This window comes from Halanaerobium hydrogeniformans (assembly GCF_000166415.1).
Lineage (GTDB): Bacteria > Bacillota > Halanaerobiia > Halanaerobiales > Halanaerobiaceae > Halanaerobium > Halanaerobium hydrogeniformans.
On sequence record NC_014654.1, the window covers coordinates 2140610 to 2157542 of the forward strand.

The 16933-nt window shown below is 37.4% G+C and carries 11 protein-coding genes, 3 tRNA genes and 3 rRNA genes; all 17 read right to left on the reverse strand.

Features of this window, described 5'->3' with window-relative positions; all coding sequences use genetic code 11:
• Positions 1-32: 32 nt before the first annotated feature.
• The 17 genes from HALSA_RS13040 to HALSA_RS09990 all read right to left on the reverse strand — a co-directional run bounded on the left by HALSA_RS13040 (position 33) and on the right by HALSA_RS09990 (position 16846).
• Positions 33-698, reverse strand: coding sequence for a DUF7125 family protein (locus HALSA_RS13040; RefSeq protein ID WP_238524748.1), 666 nt, complete (start codon positions 696-698; stop codon positions 33-35).
• A 122-nt stretch (positions 699-820) separates the two neighbouring features.
• Positions 821-3274, reverse strand: a complete 2454-nt coding sequence (locus tag HALSA_RS09915) for an ATP-dependent Clp protease ATP-binding subunit (protein WP_013406436.1) — start codon at positions 3272-3274, stop codon at positions 821-823.
• A gap of 19 nt (positions 3275-3293) precedes the next feature.
• Positions 3294-4322: a protein arginine kinase gene (locus HALSA_RS09920; RefSeq protein ID WP_013406437.1), complete on the reverse strand. Its 1029-nt coding sequence runs from the start codon at positions 4320-4322 to the stop codon at positions 3294-3296.
• Entirely contained in the window at positions 4303-4848 is a 546-nt protein-coding gene (locus HALSA_RS09925) for a UvrB/UvrC motif-containing protein (RefSeq protein WP_013406438.1), read from the reverse strand. The genes HALSA_RS09920 and HALSA_RS09925 overlap by 20 nt, the downstream gene beginning before the upstream one ends.
• Positions 4849-4851: 3 nt before the next feature.
• Entirely contained in the window at positions 4852-5319 is a 468-nt protein-coding gene (locus HALSA_RS09930; RefSeq protein ID WP_013406439.1) for a CtsR family transcriptional regulator, read from the reverse strand.
• A 126-nt stretch (positions 5320-5445) separates the two neighbouring features.
• Positions 5446-5521, reverse strand: a tRNA-Asn gene (locus HALSA_RS09935).
• Between the two features lie 20 nt (positions 5522-5541).
• Positions 5542-5658 (reverse strand): 5S ribosomal RNA (gene rrf, locus HALSA_RS09940).
• A 36-nt stretch (positions 5659-5694) separates the two neighbouring features.
• A 23S ribosomal RNA gene (locus HALSA_RS09945) occupies positions 5695-8839 on the reverse strand.
• A gap of 118 nt (positions 8840-8957) precedes the next feature.
• Positions 8958-9033: transfer RNA gene (locus HALSA_RS09950), tRNA-Ala, on the reverse strand.
• Positions 9034-9058: 25 nt separating this feature from the next.
• Positions 9059-9135, reverse strand: a tRNA-Ile gene (locus HALSA_RS09955).
• A gap of 135 nt (positions 9136-9270) precedes the next feature.
• Positions 9271-10819, reverse strand: a 16S ribosomal RNA gene (locus HALSA_RS09960).
• The 16S, 23S and 5S rRNA genes sit together here with 3 tRNA genes alongside, the layout of an rRNA operon.
• A 613-nt stretch (positions 10820-11432) precedes the next feature.
• Positions 11433-11834 (reverse strand): secondary thiamine-phosphate synthase enzyme YjbQ, encoded by a 402-nt coding sequence (locus HALSA_RS09965; RefSeq protein WP_013406440.1) that lies wholly within the window; start codon positions 11832-11834, stop codon positions 11433-11435.
• Between the two features lie 84 nt (positions 11835-11918).
• Positions 11919-13394 carry a lysine--tRNA ligase gene (gene lysS, locus HALSA_RS09970; protein WP_013406441.1) on the reverse strand — a complete coding sequence of 492 codons (1476 nt, stop codon included), beginning with the start codon at positions 13392-13394 and terminating at the stop codon, positions 11919-11921.
• A 96-nt stretch (positions 13395-13490) separates the two neighbouring features.
• Positions 13491-13973: a transcription elongation factor GreA gene (greA, locus tag HALSA_RS09975; RefSeq protein WP_013406442.1), complete on the reverse strand. Its 483-nt coding sequence runs from the start codon at positions 13971-13973 to the stop codon at positions 13491-13493.
• Between the two features lie 159 nt (positions 13974-14132).
• Positions 14133-15110, reverse strand: coding sequence for a tRNA dihydrouridine synthase DusB (dusB, locus tag HALSA_RS09980; RefSeq protein ID WP_041596047.1), 978 nt, complete (start codon positions 15108-15110; stop codon positions 14133-14135).
• Between the two features lie 7 nt (positions 15111-15117).
• Positions 15118-15891, reverse strand: coding sequence for a type III pantothenate kinase (locus tag HALSA_RS09985; protein ID WP_013406444.1), 774 nt, complete (start codon positions 15889-15891; stop codon positions 15118-15120).
• Positions 15892-15904: 13 nt separating this feature from the next.
• A complete protein-coding gene (locus HALSA_RS09990; RefSeq protein WP_013406445.1) occupies positions 15905-16846 on the reverse strand; it encodes an NAD(P)H-dependent flavin oxidoreductase in 942 nt (313 codons plus the stop codon).
• Positions 16847-16933 lie beyond the last annotated feature (87 nt).

The window sequence follows — 16933 nt, forward strand, 5'->3', positions numbered from 1 at the left end:
ATCTACCAGATGTTCTAAAACTTTTGGTCCAGCTAATTCACCTTCTTTAGTAACATGTCGATTAAAACGATTGGAATAGATGTAGTTTTAGCAAGTTTTAATAATCTATTCGTTACCTTTTTTATCTGAGTTAAATTACCCGGAGCAGCATCTAATTCTGGTATGTGTACAGTTTGAATTGAATCAACTACAATTAATGAATAATCTTGATTATTAGAGATATGTTCTTCTAATATTAAATAATCTCTTTCATCAAAAATATTTAGTTTTTCATTTAAACAATTTAGCCTCTCAGCTCGCATTTTTATCTGCTGAGCAGACTCTTCTCCGGACATGTAAAGAGTTTTGCCATGTTTTTGACTAAAAAGAGAAGCCACCTGAAGTATTAGTGTTGATTTACCAATACCAGGGGCTCCACCAAGTAATATAAGAGAGCCAGAAACAACTCCACCACCAAGCACCCTATCAAGCTCTTCAATATTTGTCTTAAGGCGCTGTTTTGCTGTAGAATTGATTTTAGTAATCGGCTGAGGGTTTTTCTCCTCTCTTATAATATATTTTTTAGCTTTAATTTTATCATTATTTTCAATTTTTTCTTCAAAACTATTCCAAGCTCCACAGCTGGAACATTTTCCCATCCAATTGACTGTTTTATATCCACATTCCTGACAGACATAAAACCTTTTTTCTTTTGCCATAAAAATTATCTCCTAATTGAAGGATTTAAGCATTATTTCATAATTATTTACATATAATTATATCATTTTTTACAGCATTTTACAAGCTCATCAACTGACCGGAATGATTATTCTAGCAGCATCTATTCTGCTTTCACAGCTGTTTTATCAACCTTCTTAGTTGTATGAAATGTATATTCTCCATCTACAACATCAATTTTGATTTTGCTGTTTTCACCAATTTCTTTATCTAATATCTTAATTGATAATTCGTTTTCAATCTGACGTTGAATTGTTCTTCTTAAAGGCCTAGCTCCGAATTCAGAATCATAGCCATCTTCTGCAAGTTTATCTTTAGCAGCTTCTGTAATTTCGATCTCCATTTCTTTTTCATTAAGCCTTTCTCTTAAATCATCAAGCATTAGATCTGCAATTTGTTTAATGTGCTCTTTGTTTAAAGCATGGAAAACAATTATTTCATCAAGACGATTTAAAAACTCCGGTCTAAATGTCTTTCTGAGCTGAGTGATTACATTATCTTTCATGCTTTCATAATTTGACTGTTCATCATTTTCAGTTTTAAAACCAAGTTTTGATTGTTTTTCAATGAAATCTGCTCCAACATTAGATGTCATTATTACAATGGTATTTTTAAAATCAACTTTACGTCCATGAGTGTCTGTTAAAACACCATCTTCTAAAATTTGCAGAAGTACATTAAAAACATCTGGGTGAGCTTTTTCTATTTCATCAAACAACACTACAGAATATGGTCTTCTTCTGACAGGTTCTGTAAGCTGTCCTCCTTCATCATGACCGACATAGCCAGGAGGAGAACCAACCAGACGAGAAACTGAATGTTTTTCCATATATTCAGACATATCCACTCTTATCATTGCATCTTCGTCATTAAACATTGTTTCGGCAAGTGTTTTAGCTAACTCTGTTTTACCTACTCCAGTAGGTCCTAAGAATATAAAAGAACCAATTGGTCTTTTAGGATCTTTTAATCCTGCTCTGGCTCTTCTTACAGCTTCAGAAACTGCTGTAATTGCTTCATCTTGACCAATAACTCTTTTGTGTAATTCTTCTTCAAGCCTCAAAAGACGAGCAGTCTCCGCTTCTTCTAACTTAGTAACAGGTATACCTGTCCAACTTGAGACTATTTCAGCAATATCTTCTGTAGTAACAACAGCTTCTGCTTTACCTTTTTCATTTTCCCAGGAATTTTTTAGTTCTTCCAGTTCTTTTTTAAGCTTTTTCTCTTTATCTCTCATTCTAGCTGCTTTTTCAAACTCTTGATTTTTAACAGCAGCTTCTTTTTCTTTTTCTGCTTCTTCTAATTTTCGGCTTAATTCTTTAAATTCGGGTGGTCTGGTACTATTGCTCAATCTAACTTTAGATGCGGCCTCATCTATTAAATCAATCGCTTTATCAGGTAAAAATCTATCTGATATATACCGGTGAGATAAAACCACAGCATCTTCTATAGCTCTGTCAGTAATCTCCACTTTGTGATGTGCTTCATAAGGATCACGAAGACCCTTTAAAATATCAATTGCTTCTTCAACTGAATTTTCCTCAACAAGAACTGACTGAAATCTTCTTTCTAAGGCAGCATCTTTTTCAATGTATTTTCGGTACTCATCTAAGGTTGTGGCACCAACTGCCTGTAGTTCTCCTCTAGCTAAAGCTGGTTTCAGAATGTTAGCTGCATCTATTGCCCCTTCAGCTGCTCCTGCTCCAACTAAAGTATGCATTTCGTCAATGAATAAAATTATTTCTCCACTTTCAATAATCTCATTCATTACTGCTTTTAAGCGCTGTTCAAACTCACCTCTATACTTAGAACCAGCTACAAGAGAACTCAAGTCAAGAGAAACAACCCTTTTATTCAACAATAAATCAGGTACATTTTCACTGACTATCATTTGGGCTAAACCTTCAATTATTGCAGTTTTTCCCACTCCCGGCTCTCCAATTAAAACCGGATTATTTTTTGTTCTTCTGCTGAGAACCTGTATTACCCGATTTATTTCTTTATCCCTTCCAATAACAGGGTCTAATTTGTTTTCTCTTGCCATATCTGTTAAATCACGGCTGTATTCATCAAGATTTTTAGTTTTTCTATTAGAAGATTTGGATTTCTTTTGCACAGCATTTTTACCCCCTAATAGATCAACTACTTCTTCTTTGATATTTTTAATATCGCTGTTTAAGTCCATCAAAATTCTAACTGCTACTCCTTCACCTTCTCTAATCAAGCCTAAAAGAAGATGTTCAGTTCCAATATAATTATGGCCCATTTTTCTAGCTTCATCCATGGCTAGATTTAATACCTTTTTACTCCTGGGTGTCAAACCGATAGATCCTTTAACCTCATTTTGACCTTTACCTATCATATCTTCTATTTTGTTTTCAACAATATCTCTGCTAATACCATTATCTATTAAAGCGCGGGCAGCAATACCCTGCCCTTCTGCAATTAAGCCATACAATATATGCTCAGTACCTACATAACTGTGTTTTAGTTTGAGTGCTTCCTGCTCAGCTATACTTAATACTTTTCTAGCTCTTTCTGTGAATTTTGCAAACATTATTTGATCACTCCTTATTTTATAAACTATTTCTTATCAGTTCTGCTCTTTTTATATTTAATTGTTCTTTATTGTTATAATTATTTAATTGTAAGTGGGCAGTTCTAATTTTAAAAATCAACTCACTAAAAGCATTTTTATTAATTTCCTCTTCAATCAAACCACTGTCAAGACCAAACTTAACTTTTGAAAGAAAGTTTAAAGCTTCATTTTCTTTAAGACTATGCGCATATTTTAAAATTCCTAAAGATCTTAAAACATTATCTTTTAATTTATCATAATTCTTATTTACTAAATAAAGTCTGGTTCTTCTTTCTTCACGGATAATTTGTAAAATAATACTTTTTAAATTATCGATTATTTCTTTTTCAGAATAACCTAAGGTTACCTGATTAGAAATTTGAAAAAGTTCACCTGCCGAGCCACTTCCTTCTCCAAAGACTCCTCTTACAGTTAAACCAAATTTACCAACTGCTCCAAGAACCTCATTAATTCTGTCACTTAAAACCAATGCTGGTAAATGACACATAACCGAAGCCCTTAAAGCTGTACCAACATTTGTGGGGCAGGAAGTTAAATAACCCCATTTATTAGAAAAAGCGTATTCAACTTCTGATTCAATTTGATCATCAAACTGATCTGCGATCTGCCAGATAGTGGTAAAATCAAGTCCTGATCCAAAAACCTGAATACGTAAATGATCTTCTTCATTTACCATAGTTGAAAGATGCAATTTATTGTTTAAAATAAGTGCTGTTCCTTCAATATTTTCAGAATGACATTTGCTGATCAAATTTTTTTCATGGAGAACATCTCTTTCCAAAGAACTAAATTCTTCCATTTTAAATAAATGAAAGTTTTTGTCTTTTAAAAAATTTAAGTTATTCTGCAATTCATCAATAATTTTTTCTTTTTCAGATAATGTTGCTTTGTTTGGGAAGTTGAATTCTTTGAGATTACGAGCTAACCTAATTCTAGAAATTAAAACTACATCTTTTTCATTTCCACTTTCGATCAGCCAATTATTATCAAATATTTTTTGATTCATCAATATCTTCCTTCATGCTTTTTTTAATTTCATGGATTTTATCTCTAATTTCTGCAGCATCCTCAAACCTTTCCTCTTCAACTGCAGACTCCATCTCGGCCTTCAAACGATTAATCTCTTCTTGATATTCTTTTTTCTCCTCTATATTTGCTGGTCTTTTACCAGTATGTCTTTTATTTCCGTGAATTCTTTTAAATAGAGTTTCTAAATCATCTTCAAATTCCAAATAACAATCAGCACAACCAAATTCTCCACTTTTGGTAAATTCATGATAATTCAAAGCACAACTATTACATTTTTTATTATTATTCAACTTATTATGCATAAAAGAATTATCACTGCTTTTATTATCATTTAAAACTGCAGAAAGCATGCTCTGAAAGCTAATATTATCAAAAGAATCTAAATTAAACTTATTACTTTTTTTAGCACAATCTTCACATAAATGAATTTCTTCTTTTTCACCATTAATAATTCTTGTCAGATGAACTACTGCATCAGTTTCCTGACAATTATCACAGAGCATAGCTTATTCCTCCTTAAGTTTAAAAATTACTTCTAACATATTTTTTAAAATTCTTCCTCTTAAATGGTCTCTTTCAGGTAAAGAAATATTCAGTACATTTCGATGTACAGCCATTTCCATTAAATAATATTCTCTTTTTGAAATCAAGTTATTATCATAAAGTCTTTTAATTATTCCATTAGCTTCCCGTTGACTAATCGGACCGTTTAATTTACTAATAACATTCTGAATTACTTCTTTATCAGAATCAAGAGTAACCTCGATAATTCTAATAAACCCTCCACCACCGCGCTGGCTTTCTACAACATAACCATTTTCTACAGTGAAACGAGTGTCTAAAACATAATTAATCTGTGAAGGGGCACAATCAAAATTTTCAGCCAGCTGATTTCTCTTTATTTTTACTTTACCTTGATATTTTTGTATTTGTCTTCTTAAATACTTTTCAATTTGATCAGATAAACTTGGCACAACTACCCCCTCCTAACTTTGACTTATTTTGACCTTTGTATATATAATACTATATATATATAAAAATGCAAGTAATTTATTACAAAATAATAAAAAAAAGACCCCAAAAGGGTCTTAATAATTAAATGGCTCCCCGAGCAAGACTCGAACTTGCGACAAGATGATTAACAGTCACCTGCTCTACCAACTGAGCTATCGGGGAGTATAAAAAGTATAAAAAGGATCCGGCAGAGACCTACTCTCCCACATCGTTACCAATGCAGTACCATAGGCGCTGGAGGACTTAACTTTTGTGTTCGAAATGGGAACAAGTGTTGCCCCTCCGCAATTACCACCGGAAAGCTGTAAATTCAAAGATACATATAGGAAATAAATATGATTAAGCCCTCGATCTATTAGTACCGGTCAGCTCAGTGTATTACTACATTTACACCTCCGGCCTATCTACCTTATCATCTTTAAGGGATCTTAACTCTTTAACAGAGTGGGATACCTTATCTTGGAGTTTGTTTCACGCTTAGATGCTTTCAGCGTTTATCTTTCCCACACTTAGCTACTCAGCTATGCTCCTGGTGGAACAACTGATTCACCATCGGTGTGTCCATCCCGGTCCTCTCGTACTGGGGACAGCTCTCCTCAAGTATCCTCCGCCTGCGACGGATAGGGACCGAACTGTCTCACGACGTTCTGAACCCAGCTCGCGTACCGCTTTAATGGGCGAACAGCCCAACCCTTGGAACCTGCTTCAGCTCCAGGATGCGATGAGCCGACATCGAGGTGCCAAACCTCCCCGTCGATGTGAACTCTTGGGGGAGATAAGCCTGTTATCCCCGGGGTAACTTTTATCCGTTGAGCGACGGCAATTCCACACTATACCGCCGGATCACTAAGTCCTACTTTCGTACCTGCTCGACTTGTTTGTCTCGCAGTTAAGCTCCCTTCTGCCTTTACACTCTTCGTGCGATTTCCATCCGCACTGAGGGAACCTTTGAGCGCCTCCGTTACTGTTTGGGAGGCGACCGCCCCAGTCAAACTGCCCGCCTGACAATGTCCTGTGACCAGTTTATGGCCTCCAGTTAGAATTCCGCTGTAGAAAGGGTGGTATCCCACCAACGGCTCCACTGATATTAGCATACCAGCTTCAATGCCTCCCACCTATCCTGTACATTCTACACCAAAACCCAATATCAGGCTGCAGTAAAGCTCCACGGGGTCTTTCCGTCCTGTCGCAGGTAGCCTGCATCTTCACAGGCAATTTAATTTCACCGAGTCCCTTGTTGAGACAGCATCCAAGTCGTTACGCCATTCGTGCAGGTCGGAACTTACCCGACAAGGAATTTCGCTACCTTAGGACCGTTATAGTTACGGCCGCCGTTTACTGGGGCTTAGGTTCAGACCTTCGTACATAAGTACTAAGCCTTCTCCTTGACCTTCCAGCACCGGGCAGGCGTCAGCCCCTATACTTCGTCTTACGACTTAGCAGAGACCTGTGTTTTTGATAAACAGTCGCTTGGATCTTTTCACTTCGACCCTCTAGGTATTCCTAAAGGGTACCCCTTCTCCCGAAGTTACGGGGTCATTTTGCCGAGTTCCTTAACAAGGGTTCTCTCGCGCGCCTTAGAATTCTCTTCCCGTCTACCTGTGTCGGTTTGCGGTACGGGCACTGTAAATCTCGTTAGTGGTTTTTCTTGGCGATTTATCCGGTGGCTTCGCCTCTTTTGGCTCCACATCACTTTAAGCTGTTTAGATGGGTAAAGGGATTTGCCTCCTTACCCCAGCTTAATAGCTTATACATGCTCTTCCAGTCACATGCTCCACCTTCTTTACCGCGTCCCCACTTCACTCAATCAATTTACAGTGGTATCGGAATCTTTACCGATTTTCCATCACCTACGCCTTTCGGCCTCAGCTTAGGTCCCGACTAACCCTGAGAGGACGAGCCTTCCTCAGGAATCCTTAGACTTTCGGCGAAGGAGATTCTCACTCCTTTTTTCGTTACTCATACCGGCATTCTCTCTTCTGTGCCGTCCACTACTCCTTACGGTATAGCTTCACCCAGCACACAATGCTCCTCTACCTCTCTAGAAACCGCCCATAAAACCTATCTAAATTCATCCTAAATCATTCCATGCTTTGCTAAATAATAGCTAAATCATCCATGCTTTAGCCTAGATCATTTGGTCAAAACTATCGATTGTAAATTATATTTGTTAGTTTTGACTAAATCTAACTTGATTTTTGATAGATAAATTTTATGGACAGTTCCTAGAAACCACAGCTTCGGTGATATGCTTTAGCCCCGTTACATTTTCGGCGCGAAACCGCTTAACCAGTGGGCTATTACGCACTCTTTAAATGAATGGCTGCTTCTAAGCCAACATCCTGGTTGTCTGTGCGATCTCACTTCCTTTTCCACTTAGCATATACTTTGGGACCTTATCTGGTGGTCTGGGCTCTTTCCCTCTTGACTATGAAGCTTATCCCCCACAGTCTGACTCCCAGAGAACATTAATTGGCATTCGGAGTTTGAATGGATTTGGTAACCTTGTTGGGCCCCTTGTCCAATCAGTGCTCTACAACCAATTAACTTTTACTCTGAGGCTAGCCCTAAAGCTATTTCGAGGAGAACCAGCTATCTCCGAGTTCGATTGGCCTTTCACCCCTATCCACAACTCATCCCATGTTTTTTCAACAACACCGGGTTCGGGCCTCCACAGGCTCTTACACCCGCTTCACCCTGGTCATGGATAGATCACTCGGTTTCGGGTCTACTCATCATAACTTCCGCCCTATTCAGACTCGCTTTCGCTCTGGCTACACCTCTATGGCTTAACCTTTTGCTACGATCAGTAACTCGCCGGTCCGTGATACAAAAAGTACGCAGTCAGACTTTCTAATAGTCCTCCTACTTGTTGTAAGCTTACGGTTTCAGTTTCTATTTCACTCCCCTTCCGGGGTTCTTTTCACCTTTCCCTCACGGTACTTGTTCACTATCGGTCATTCAGGAGTATTTAGTCTTGGAAGGTGGTCCTCCCATATTCTCACAGGGTTTCTCGTGTCCCGTGATACTCTGGATATCGTTTGACTTCTTTTGCTTTTCGCCTACAGGGCTATTACCCTCTCTGGCGGAACTTTCCAGTCCCTTCGACTTAGCAAAAAATTTAAGCCATCTAGAGGCTGTAGCCTCTAATTAACAATATCCCACACCCACTAAAAGCAACACCTACAGGTTTACACTTTTAGTGTTTGGACTTCTCCCCCTTCGCTCGCCGCTACTAAGGGAATCTCGTTTTGATTTCTTTTCCTCAGGGTACTAAGATGTTTCAATTCTCCTGCTTGTTCTTACACAGCTACTTCTTTCACTGCATAATACCAGTGCTCCACACTGGTGGGTTGCCCCATTCGGATATCCACGGATCTACGCTTATTTAGCAGCTCCCCGCGGCTTTTCGCAGCCGGTCACGTCCTTCTTCAACTCTGAATGCCTAGGCATCCACCATAAGCTCTTTCTAGCTTAATCTATATTATTTCCTATATGCATTTTTCAATGTACAGTTTTTAAATGTTACAAATTAAAAGTTAGTTTTATTTTTTGCTTATATCCTAACTTCTGATTTCTAACATTCAAGGTGTTAAATTGGTGGAGGTAAGCGGATTCGAACCGCTGACCTCCTGCTTGCAAGGCAGGCGCTCTCCCAGCTGAGCTATACCCCCGTATAGTAGTTCTAAATTAGTGAAATGGTGGGTCTAGGTAGATTTGAACTACCGACCTCACGCTTATCAGGCGTGCGCTCTGACCAACTGAGCTATAGACCCATTCTCTTTTTAAATTAATATAAATCCTCACATCTTTTATTGCAGGATTTATTTGTTTTTTTCTATTTTTTATTTTTATTGAATGATTTTTGCAAACCTTCAAAATTAAACAGCAAGCTCACGTTCTCTCCTTAGAAAGGAGGTGATCCAGCCGCACCTTCCGGTACGGCTACCTTGTTACGACTTCACCCCTCTTACCGGACACACCTTCGGCATCCGCAGATGACTTCTGGTGCATCCAACTCGATTGGTGTGACGGGCGGTGTGTACAAGGCCCGGGAACGTATTCACCGCAGTATGCTGACCTGCGATTACTAGCGATTCCAACTTCATACAGGCGAGTTGCAGCCTGCAATCCGAACTGGGATTGGTTTTCAAGGATTTGCTCCACCTCGCGGCTTAGCTCCCCTCTGTACCAACCATTGTAGCACGTGTGTAGCCCGAGATATAAAGGGCATGAGGACTTGACGTCATCCCCACCTTCCTCCGACTTTCACCGGCAGTCTTCTTAGAGTCCCCGACATTACTCGCTGGCAACTAAGAACAGGGGTTGCGCTCGTTGCGGGACTTAACCCAACATCTCACGACACGAGCTGACGACAGCCATGCACCACCTGTCTCCGTGTGACATAAATGCCAAACCCTGCTTTCACAGGTAGTCACGGGATGTCAATTCTCGGTAAGGTTCTTCGCGTTGCTTCGAATTAAACCACATGCTCCACCGCTTGTGCGGGCCCCCGTCAATTCCTTTGAGTTTCAATCTTGCGATCGTAATCCCCAGGCGGGATACTTAATGCGTTAACTCCGGCACTGAAGGATTCGAACCTCCAACACCTAGTATCCATCGTTTACGGCTGGGACTACCGGGGTATCTAATCCCGTTCGCTCCCCCAGCTTTCGTACCTCAGCGTCAGTGTTAACCCAGAGAGTCGCCTTCGCCACTGGTGTTCTTCCTAATATCTACGTATTTCACCACTACACTAGGAATTCCACTCTCCTCTGTTACACTCAAGATAACCAGTTTCAAACGCAGTCTGTCGGTTAAGCCGACACCTTTCACGCTTGACTTGATTATCCGCCTGCGTACCCTTTACGCCCAATAATTCCGGACAACGCTTGCACTCTACGTATTACCGCGGCTGCTGGCACGTAGTTAGCCAGTGCTTCCTCCAAAGGTACCGTCAGGTGGGTATCATTTTCTATACCCACGGTTCTTCCCTAAGGACAGAGCTTTACAATCCTAAGACCTTCTTCACTCACGCGGCGTTGCTCCATCAGGCTTTCGCCCATTGTGGAAGATTCCCCACTGCTGCCTCCCGTAGGAGTCTGGACCGTGTCTCAGTTCCAGTGTGACTGATCGTCCTCTCAGACCAGCTATAGATTGTCGCCCTGGTGAGCCATTACCTCACCAGCTAGCTAATCTACCGCGGACCCCTCCTCAAACGATGCTAATAGCACCTTTTCTGATTGTGTGATGCCACACTCTCAGCTTACCCGGGATTAGCCCGACTTTCGCCAGGTTATCCCAGACTTGAGGACAGGTTATCCACGTGTTACTCACCCGTCCGCCACTATCTAGTCTCGTCTTCCGCCCGAAGGCTTCCGTCGAGGTAGACCGTTCGACTTGCATGTGTTAAGCACGCCGCCAGCGTTCGTCCTGAGCCAGGATCAAACTCTCCGTTTAAAGAATTTGATTTGGCTTCTATTATTTATATAAAAGCTTTGAACTAATAATTACTTTTAAGTTTTAACACTCAAAGTATATTAACGTTGGCTTGCTGTTTAATTTTCAAGGTTCACTGAATCTTCTTTAATAGAACAAAAAGGATGATTCAGCACTTGGACATTGAGTCCGTCGCACTGATCTTCTTTAATAGAACAATAATAAGATGATACCTTGCTAGGTCATTGAGACCGTCGCACTATATCTTCTTTGATTGGTGCTTTGCTCGGGAAGTTTCGCCCCTCACAGATCGCTTTTGTTTTTAACAGCGACATTTAATATCTTATCAATCCTGCTGCTGTTTGTCAAGAACTTTTTACAAAAAAATGATTATTTTTTCTGCTCAAAAGAACTTGTTTTTTTGCTCTTTTTCTATGCGACGTTTATTATCTTATCAACACTCTTTGACTTTGTCAAGGAGTAATTTTAAATAAAATTTACGCCTCTTCAAAAAGCAAAAATCCTTTTCAGCGACATATATTATCTTAACACTTATCCCCTCTTTTGTCAAGGGGTTAGAGCAGAAAAAACACTGGGAAATATCTCCATTCCCCAGTGAAATTATAGCTTTGGTTTAACTGTTTTTTAAAATGGTTACAATTATCTTTCTTCTTCTAGGGCCATCGAATTCACAAAAGTATATACCCTGCCATTTTCCAAGTTTTAATTGTTGATTATAAATTATTAAATTCTGATCAACTCCAATAAGACTTGACTTTATATGAGCTGCTGAATTGCCTTCAAGATGAGAATAGTTATCTTCAAAAGGTACTATTTTATTAAGTTCTTTTTTTATATCACTTTTCACACTTGGATCAGCATTTTCATTTATAGTAACTGCTGCTGTAGTGTGAGGAATATGAATTTGGAGTATTCCAGACTCAACCCCAGAATTTTCTACTATTTTTTTTATCTTATATGTTATATCAATAAATTCTACCCTATCTTTAGATTCAATAGAAAGTTCTTTTAACATTATAATCTGCACCTCCGTTTTAAAAGACTGAATATTTAGAATAATTACCGATTAAAAATACCGGGTTTTCCCCGGTATTTATTTTTAGTTGGTACTTTCAGGTCTCATGGTTGGAAATAAGATGACATCTCTGATTGAACTAGAGTCGGTTAATAACATAATTAATCTATCAATCCCAATTCCAAGTCCACCTGTAGGTGGCATACCATACTCTAAAGCTCTAATAAAATCAAAATCCATCATCTGTGCTTCCTCATCACCAGCTTCACGCATTTCTACCTGCTTTTCAAATCTGCTTTTTTGTTCTTCAGGATCATTTAACTCACTAAAAGCATTAGCAATTTCTCTTCCATAAATAAAACCTTCAAAACGATAAGTAAAGCGAGGATCATCTGCAATTTTTTTAGCTAAAGGTGAAACTTCAATTGGATAATCCATAACAAAAGTTGGTTGGATAAGTTTCTCTTCTACTCTTTCTTCAAAAATTTCATTTAAAACCTCACCATATGATAAACCCTCTTCTGGTTTAATACCAATAGAGTTTGCCAGCTCGTATGCTTCTGCTGCGCTATCAATTTCTGTGAAATCAACTCCAGCATATTCTTTAACTGCCTCAACCATAGTAATTCTTCTCCAGGGAGTAGTTAAATCTAATTCAGTACCTTCATATTCTACAACAGTCTTATCCAAAACTTTTTTTGATAAACTATAAATAAGATTTTCTGTTAATTCCATCATATCATGATAGTCGGCCTGTGCCTGGTAAAGTTCAAGAGTAGTAAATTCAGGATTATGTTTATATGACATCCCTTCATTTCTAAAATTCCTGTTTATTTCAAAAACCTTCTCAAAACCACCAACAATTAACCTTTTAAGATATAATTCGGGTGCAATCCTTAAATATAGATCCATATCTAATGTATTATGGTGAGTTACAAAAGGACGAGCAGTTGCTCCACCAGCAATCGGATGCATCATTGGTGTTTCAACTTCTAAAAAGCCTTTTTCTTCTAGAAAATTTCTCATTTCCCTAATAATTTTACTTCTTATAACAAATGTTTCTTTTACATCAGGGTTAACAATTAAATCAAGATAACGCTGACGATAGCGAATATCTTTATCTTTAAGACCATGAAACTTCTCCGGCAGAGGTCTTAAAGCTTTTGTTAAAAGCTCAAAAGAACTGACATTTATGGAAACTTCTCCTCTTCTGGTTTTAAATACAGTACCGGTAATACCGATAATATCTCCCAGATCTAAATTTTGGAAAAACTCATAACGGTCTTCTCCCACATTGTTTTGTTTAATATATAATTGAACCTTTGAGGTCATATCCATAAGATCAGCAAAACTAGCTTTACCATGGGTCCGAATAGCCATCAAACGACCAGCTAATTTAACTTCTTTATCCTCTAATTCTTCATAATTTTTTTCAATTTCAGCTGCATGATGAGTAGTTTCATATTTTTCTGCAAATGCTTTTTCTTCCCTGAGTTCAGCTAACTTTTCACGTCTCTGCAGCATTAATTCATTCATATCTTCTAAAATATTTTCGCTCATTATTAAATATACATCCCCTTATTTAATTATAATAGAAATTTCCAATTTCTTTGCTAGAGGCAGTTTCAAATAAATCAAACAAATCTTTATAAAATACTAATGCTTTGATTTTTTAATTGAAAGAATTTCGTAATGTGCCTCACCAGATGGAGTTTCAACTGTTACTTGATCACCAATAACATGACCTAAAATAGCTTTTCCTATCGGTGACTCATTGGAAATTTTATGATTTAATGGGTCTGCCTCAGCAGAACCAACAAGTGTATAGCTTATCTTTGTATCATTATCAAGGTTATAAAGCATTACAGTAGTACCCAGGTTAACTTTAGTATCTGTTACATCTTCATCTTTAACCACATGAGCATTATTAAGCATATTTTTAATTTCTTTTATTCTACCCTCAACAAAAGCCTGCTCATTTTTTGCATCATCATATTCAGAGTTTTCACTTATATCTCCGAACTCTCTTGCTACCTTAATTCTTTTGGCAACTTCTCTTCTCTTTTCATTTTGTAAATAGTCTAATTCATTTTCTAACTTGTCAAATCCTTCTTCTGTCAGCATCAATTGCTCTGCCATAAATATCTACCTCTTCTTTCTTTTATTATATTAACTTTTATATTATTCTGTAATATCATAATAAATTGTCTTTAAATTGCAAAATTAACTGTGCTAATTAAAAGTAAGAAAGGAGTAAAGCACAATTATTAATCATTATAGATAAATTTGCTTTTTTTGTCAAGAAAAATCAAATTCCTTTTTATAATCATTAAGAAGAGAAACTAATTTATCTTTCTCAAAAATTTTATTTACCTTGCTTTTAACCTTAGATGCATATGGCATCCCTTTTAAGTACCAGGCAATATGTTTTCTCATTAAAGGTATTGCCTGTTTTTCACCATAAAAATCCACAGCCAAATTTATGTGTTTCACGGCTATCTCTAATTTTTGCTGATTTGAAGGACCTTTTATTTTTCTGCCATTTTTTAAATACTCAATAACTTCTTTAAAGATCCAGGGATTACCCTGGGCAGCTCTGCCAATCATTATACCACTACAATTGATAAAATCAAATGCTTTTGCTGCATCTTCTGCACTAAATATATCACCATTTGCAATCACGGGAATCTCAACAGCATCAACTACATCTTTAATAATTTGCCAATCAGCTTTTCCTTTATAAAATTGTTTTCTAGTTCTGCCGTGGACTGCAAGCCCAGCAGCCCCCATTTTTTCAGCAGTTTTAGCTAATTCAACAGCATTAATATTATCTTCATCCCAGCCACTTCTCATTTTAACAGTAACTGGTATCGAGACGGCTTCTACTACCCGTCCAATAATATTTTCTGCTAATTCAAGGTTTTTCATTAAAGCTGAACCAGCTCCATTACTAACTATTTTTCTAGCTGGACATCCCATGTTTATATCAATTATATCAATATCATAATCATTTGCAATGTTTTTAGCTGCAGCAGCCATAAAATCTGCTTCTTCTCCAAATATCTGTACAGCTATCTTTCCATCTTCTTTTTTTTCAAATTCCACTAATTCTTTAGTCCTATTATTTCCATACTCATAACCTTTAGCGCTAACCATCTCTGTATATAATAATTTAACACCCATCTCTCTCACAATTTGCCGATACGGATAATCACTTACACCGGCCATAGGAGCAAGAAAAACGGATGGCTCAATACTTATATCAGAAATTTTAATTTTCATTTTACGATCCCATCCCATTAATATCTGCAATATATTTTAAACCTTTTAAAGTTAAAAATGGCTCTACATGATTTATTTTATCTGTTTCTGCAGAAATTAAGGTTACTAACCCACCAGTAGCTATAACTGTAGCATCTTCTGAAAGCTCTACTTTAAACTTATCAACCAAATATTCAACTTGGCCGACAAAACCGTAGACAATTCCTGCCTTCATTCCATCGATTGTGTTTTTACTTATCGCATTTCCTGGACCAATCAATTCAATTCTTGGCAGTTTAGCTGATTGGTTAAAAAGTGCTTCAGTTGAAATTCCTATTCCCGGAGCTATTGCACCACCGAGATATTCTCCCTTTGCAGAAACAGCACAAAAAGTAGTCGCAGTTCCAAAATCAACGATAATTAAAGGTCCTGAATATAATCTGCTGGCAGCAACTGCATTAACTATCCTGTCAGCACCAACTTCTTTTGGATTATCAGTTTTAATATTCATACCGGTTTTAACACCTGGACCGATTACTAATGGATTAAGCCCAAAATATCTATAAGCAGTTTTCTTTAAAATCCTCAAAATCGGGGGAACAACACTTGAAATAATTATTGAATTTACTGACCCACTTTTGATATTTTCTGATTCAAATAAATTTCTAAAAAGTATTCCATATTCATCCGGGGTTTTAGATCTGTTGGTAGAAATTCTCCAGTGGGTTATCAGCTCATCCGCTTCATATAAACCTAAAACTGTATTAGTATTACCAATATCCATCGTTAAAATCATTTTTTACACCCCATTAAATATTAAAATGATCCTTTATTTCTTGGAAAATTTCTTGTGTTGAAAGAATCTCATCGATTCTCCCTATTCCTTCACCAGTAAAAAATACTCCATTTTTCATATCACCAGCTTTTGCAGCTACTAGAGCGTCTCTGATACAAAAATTCTTTTTGCAGTGTTTTAAACAATCAGTACAATTAGCCGGGGGTGGGGCCTTATCTTCTTTGATTAAATTAGCAAACTCTGTCTTAATTGCATTTGCTTTTAAACCAACAGAACTCATAATCTTCATTACATCACTCGAAGATGCTTTGACACACAGTTCTTTGAATTTTTCTGAAATGGCAGCTTCTTTGCTGGCCAAAAACCTTGTTCCCATTTGAATACCATCTACACCCATCTCAAACATCTTTTCCATGTCAGTAGGTGTAACAGCATCTCCTGCACCAATGATAGGAATATTTACTTTGCCAACTATCTTTTTTATGAGATCAAAGCTGTGTTCATCTGTCCCCAAATGTCCTCCTGCATTACCACCTTCAACTACTATCGCTGCAGCACCTAATTTCTCAGATATCCTGGCTAATTTTAATGATGATACTATTGGTACAACAGGAGTATTACTCTCTTTACCAACACTAAACATATCACGTGAAAAACCAGCCCCAGAAATAATTACATCTACACCAGCTTCTACAGATGCATGAAGTAAGTTTTTGAAGTTTTTGGCTGCAAACATTATATTAACACCTATTATTCCATTTGTTTTTTCTTTAGCCTTTTTAATTTCATTTTTTAATTCCTGCACACCTAAAACAGTCCCAGCGATTACTCCAATTCCACCTTCATCAGCAACAGCTGCTGCTAATTCTGCCATAGATATGCGAATTGCCATACCTCCTTGTATTATAGGAAGCTCTGGCTTTAAATTTCCAATTTTAAGTTCAGGTAATTTCAATTTATCACTCCTCATATATTAACATTAGTAATTAACTAACTTTTATCTTATCATAGAATGCTTTATATTTAAATATCATTTTGACTA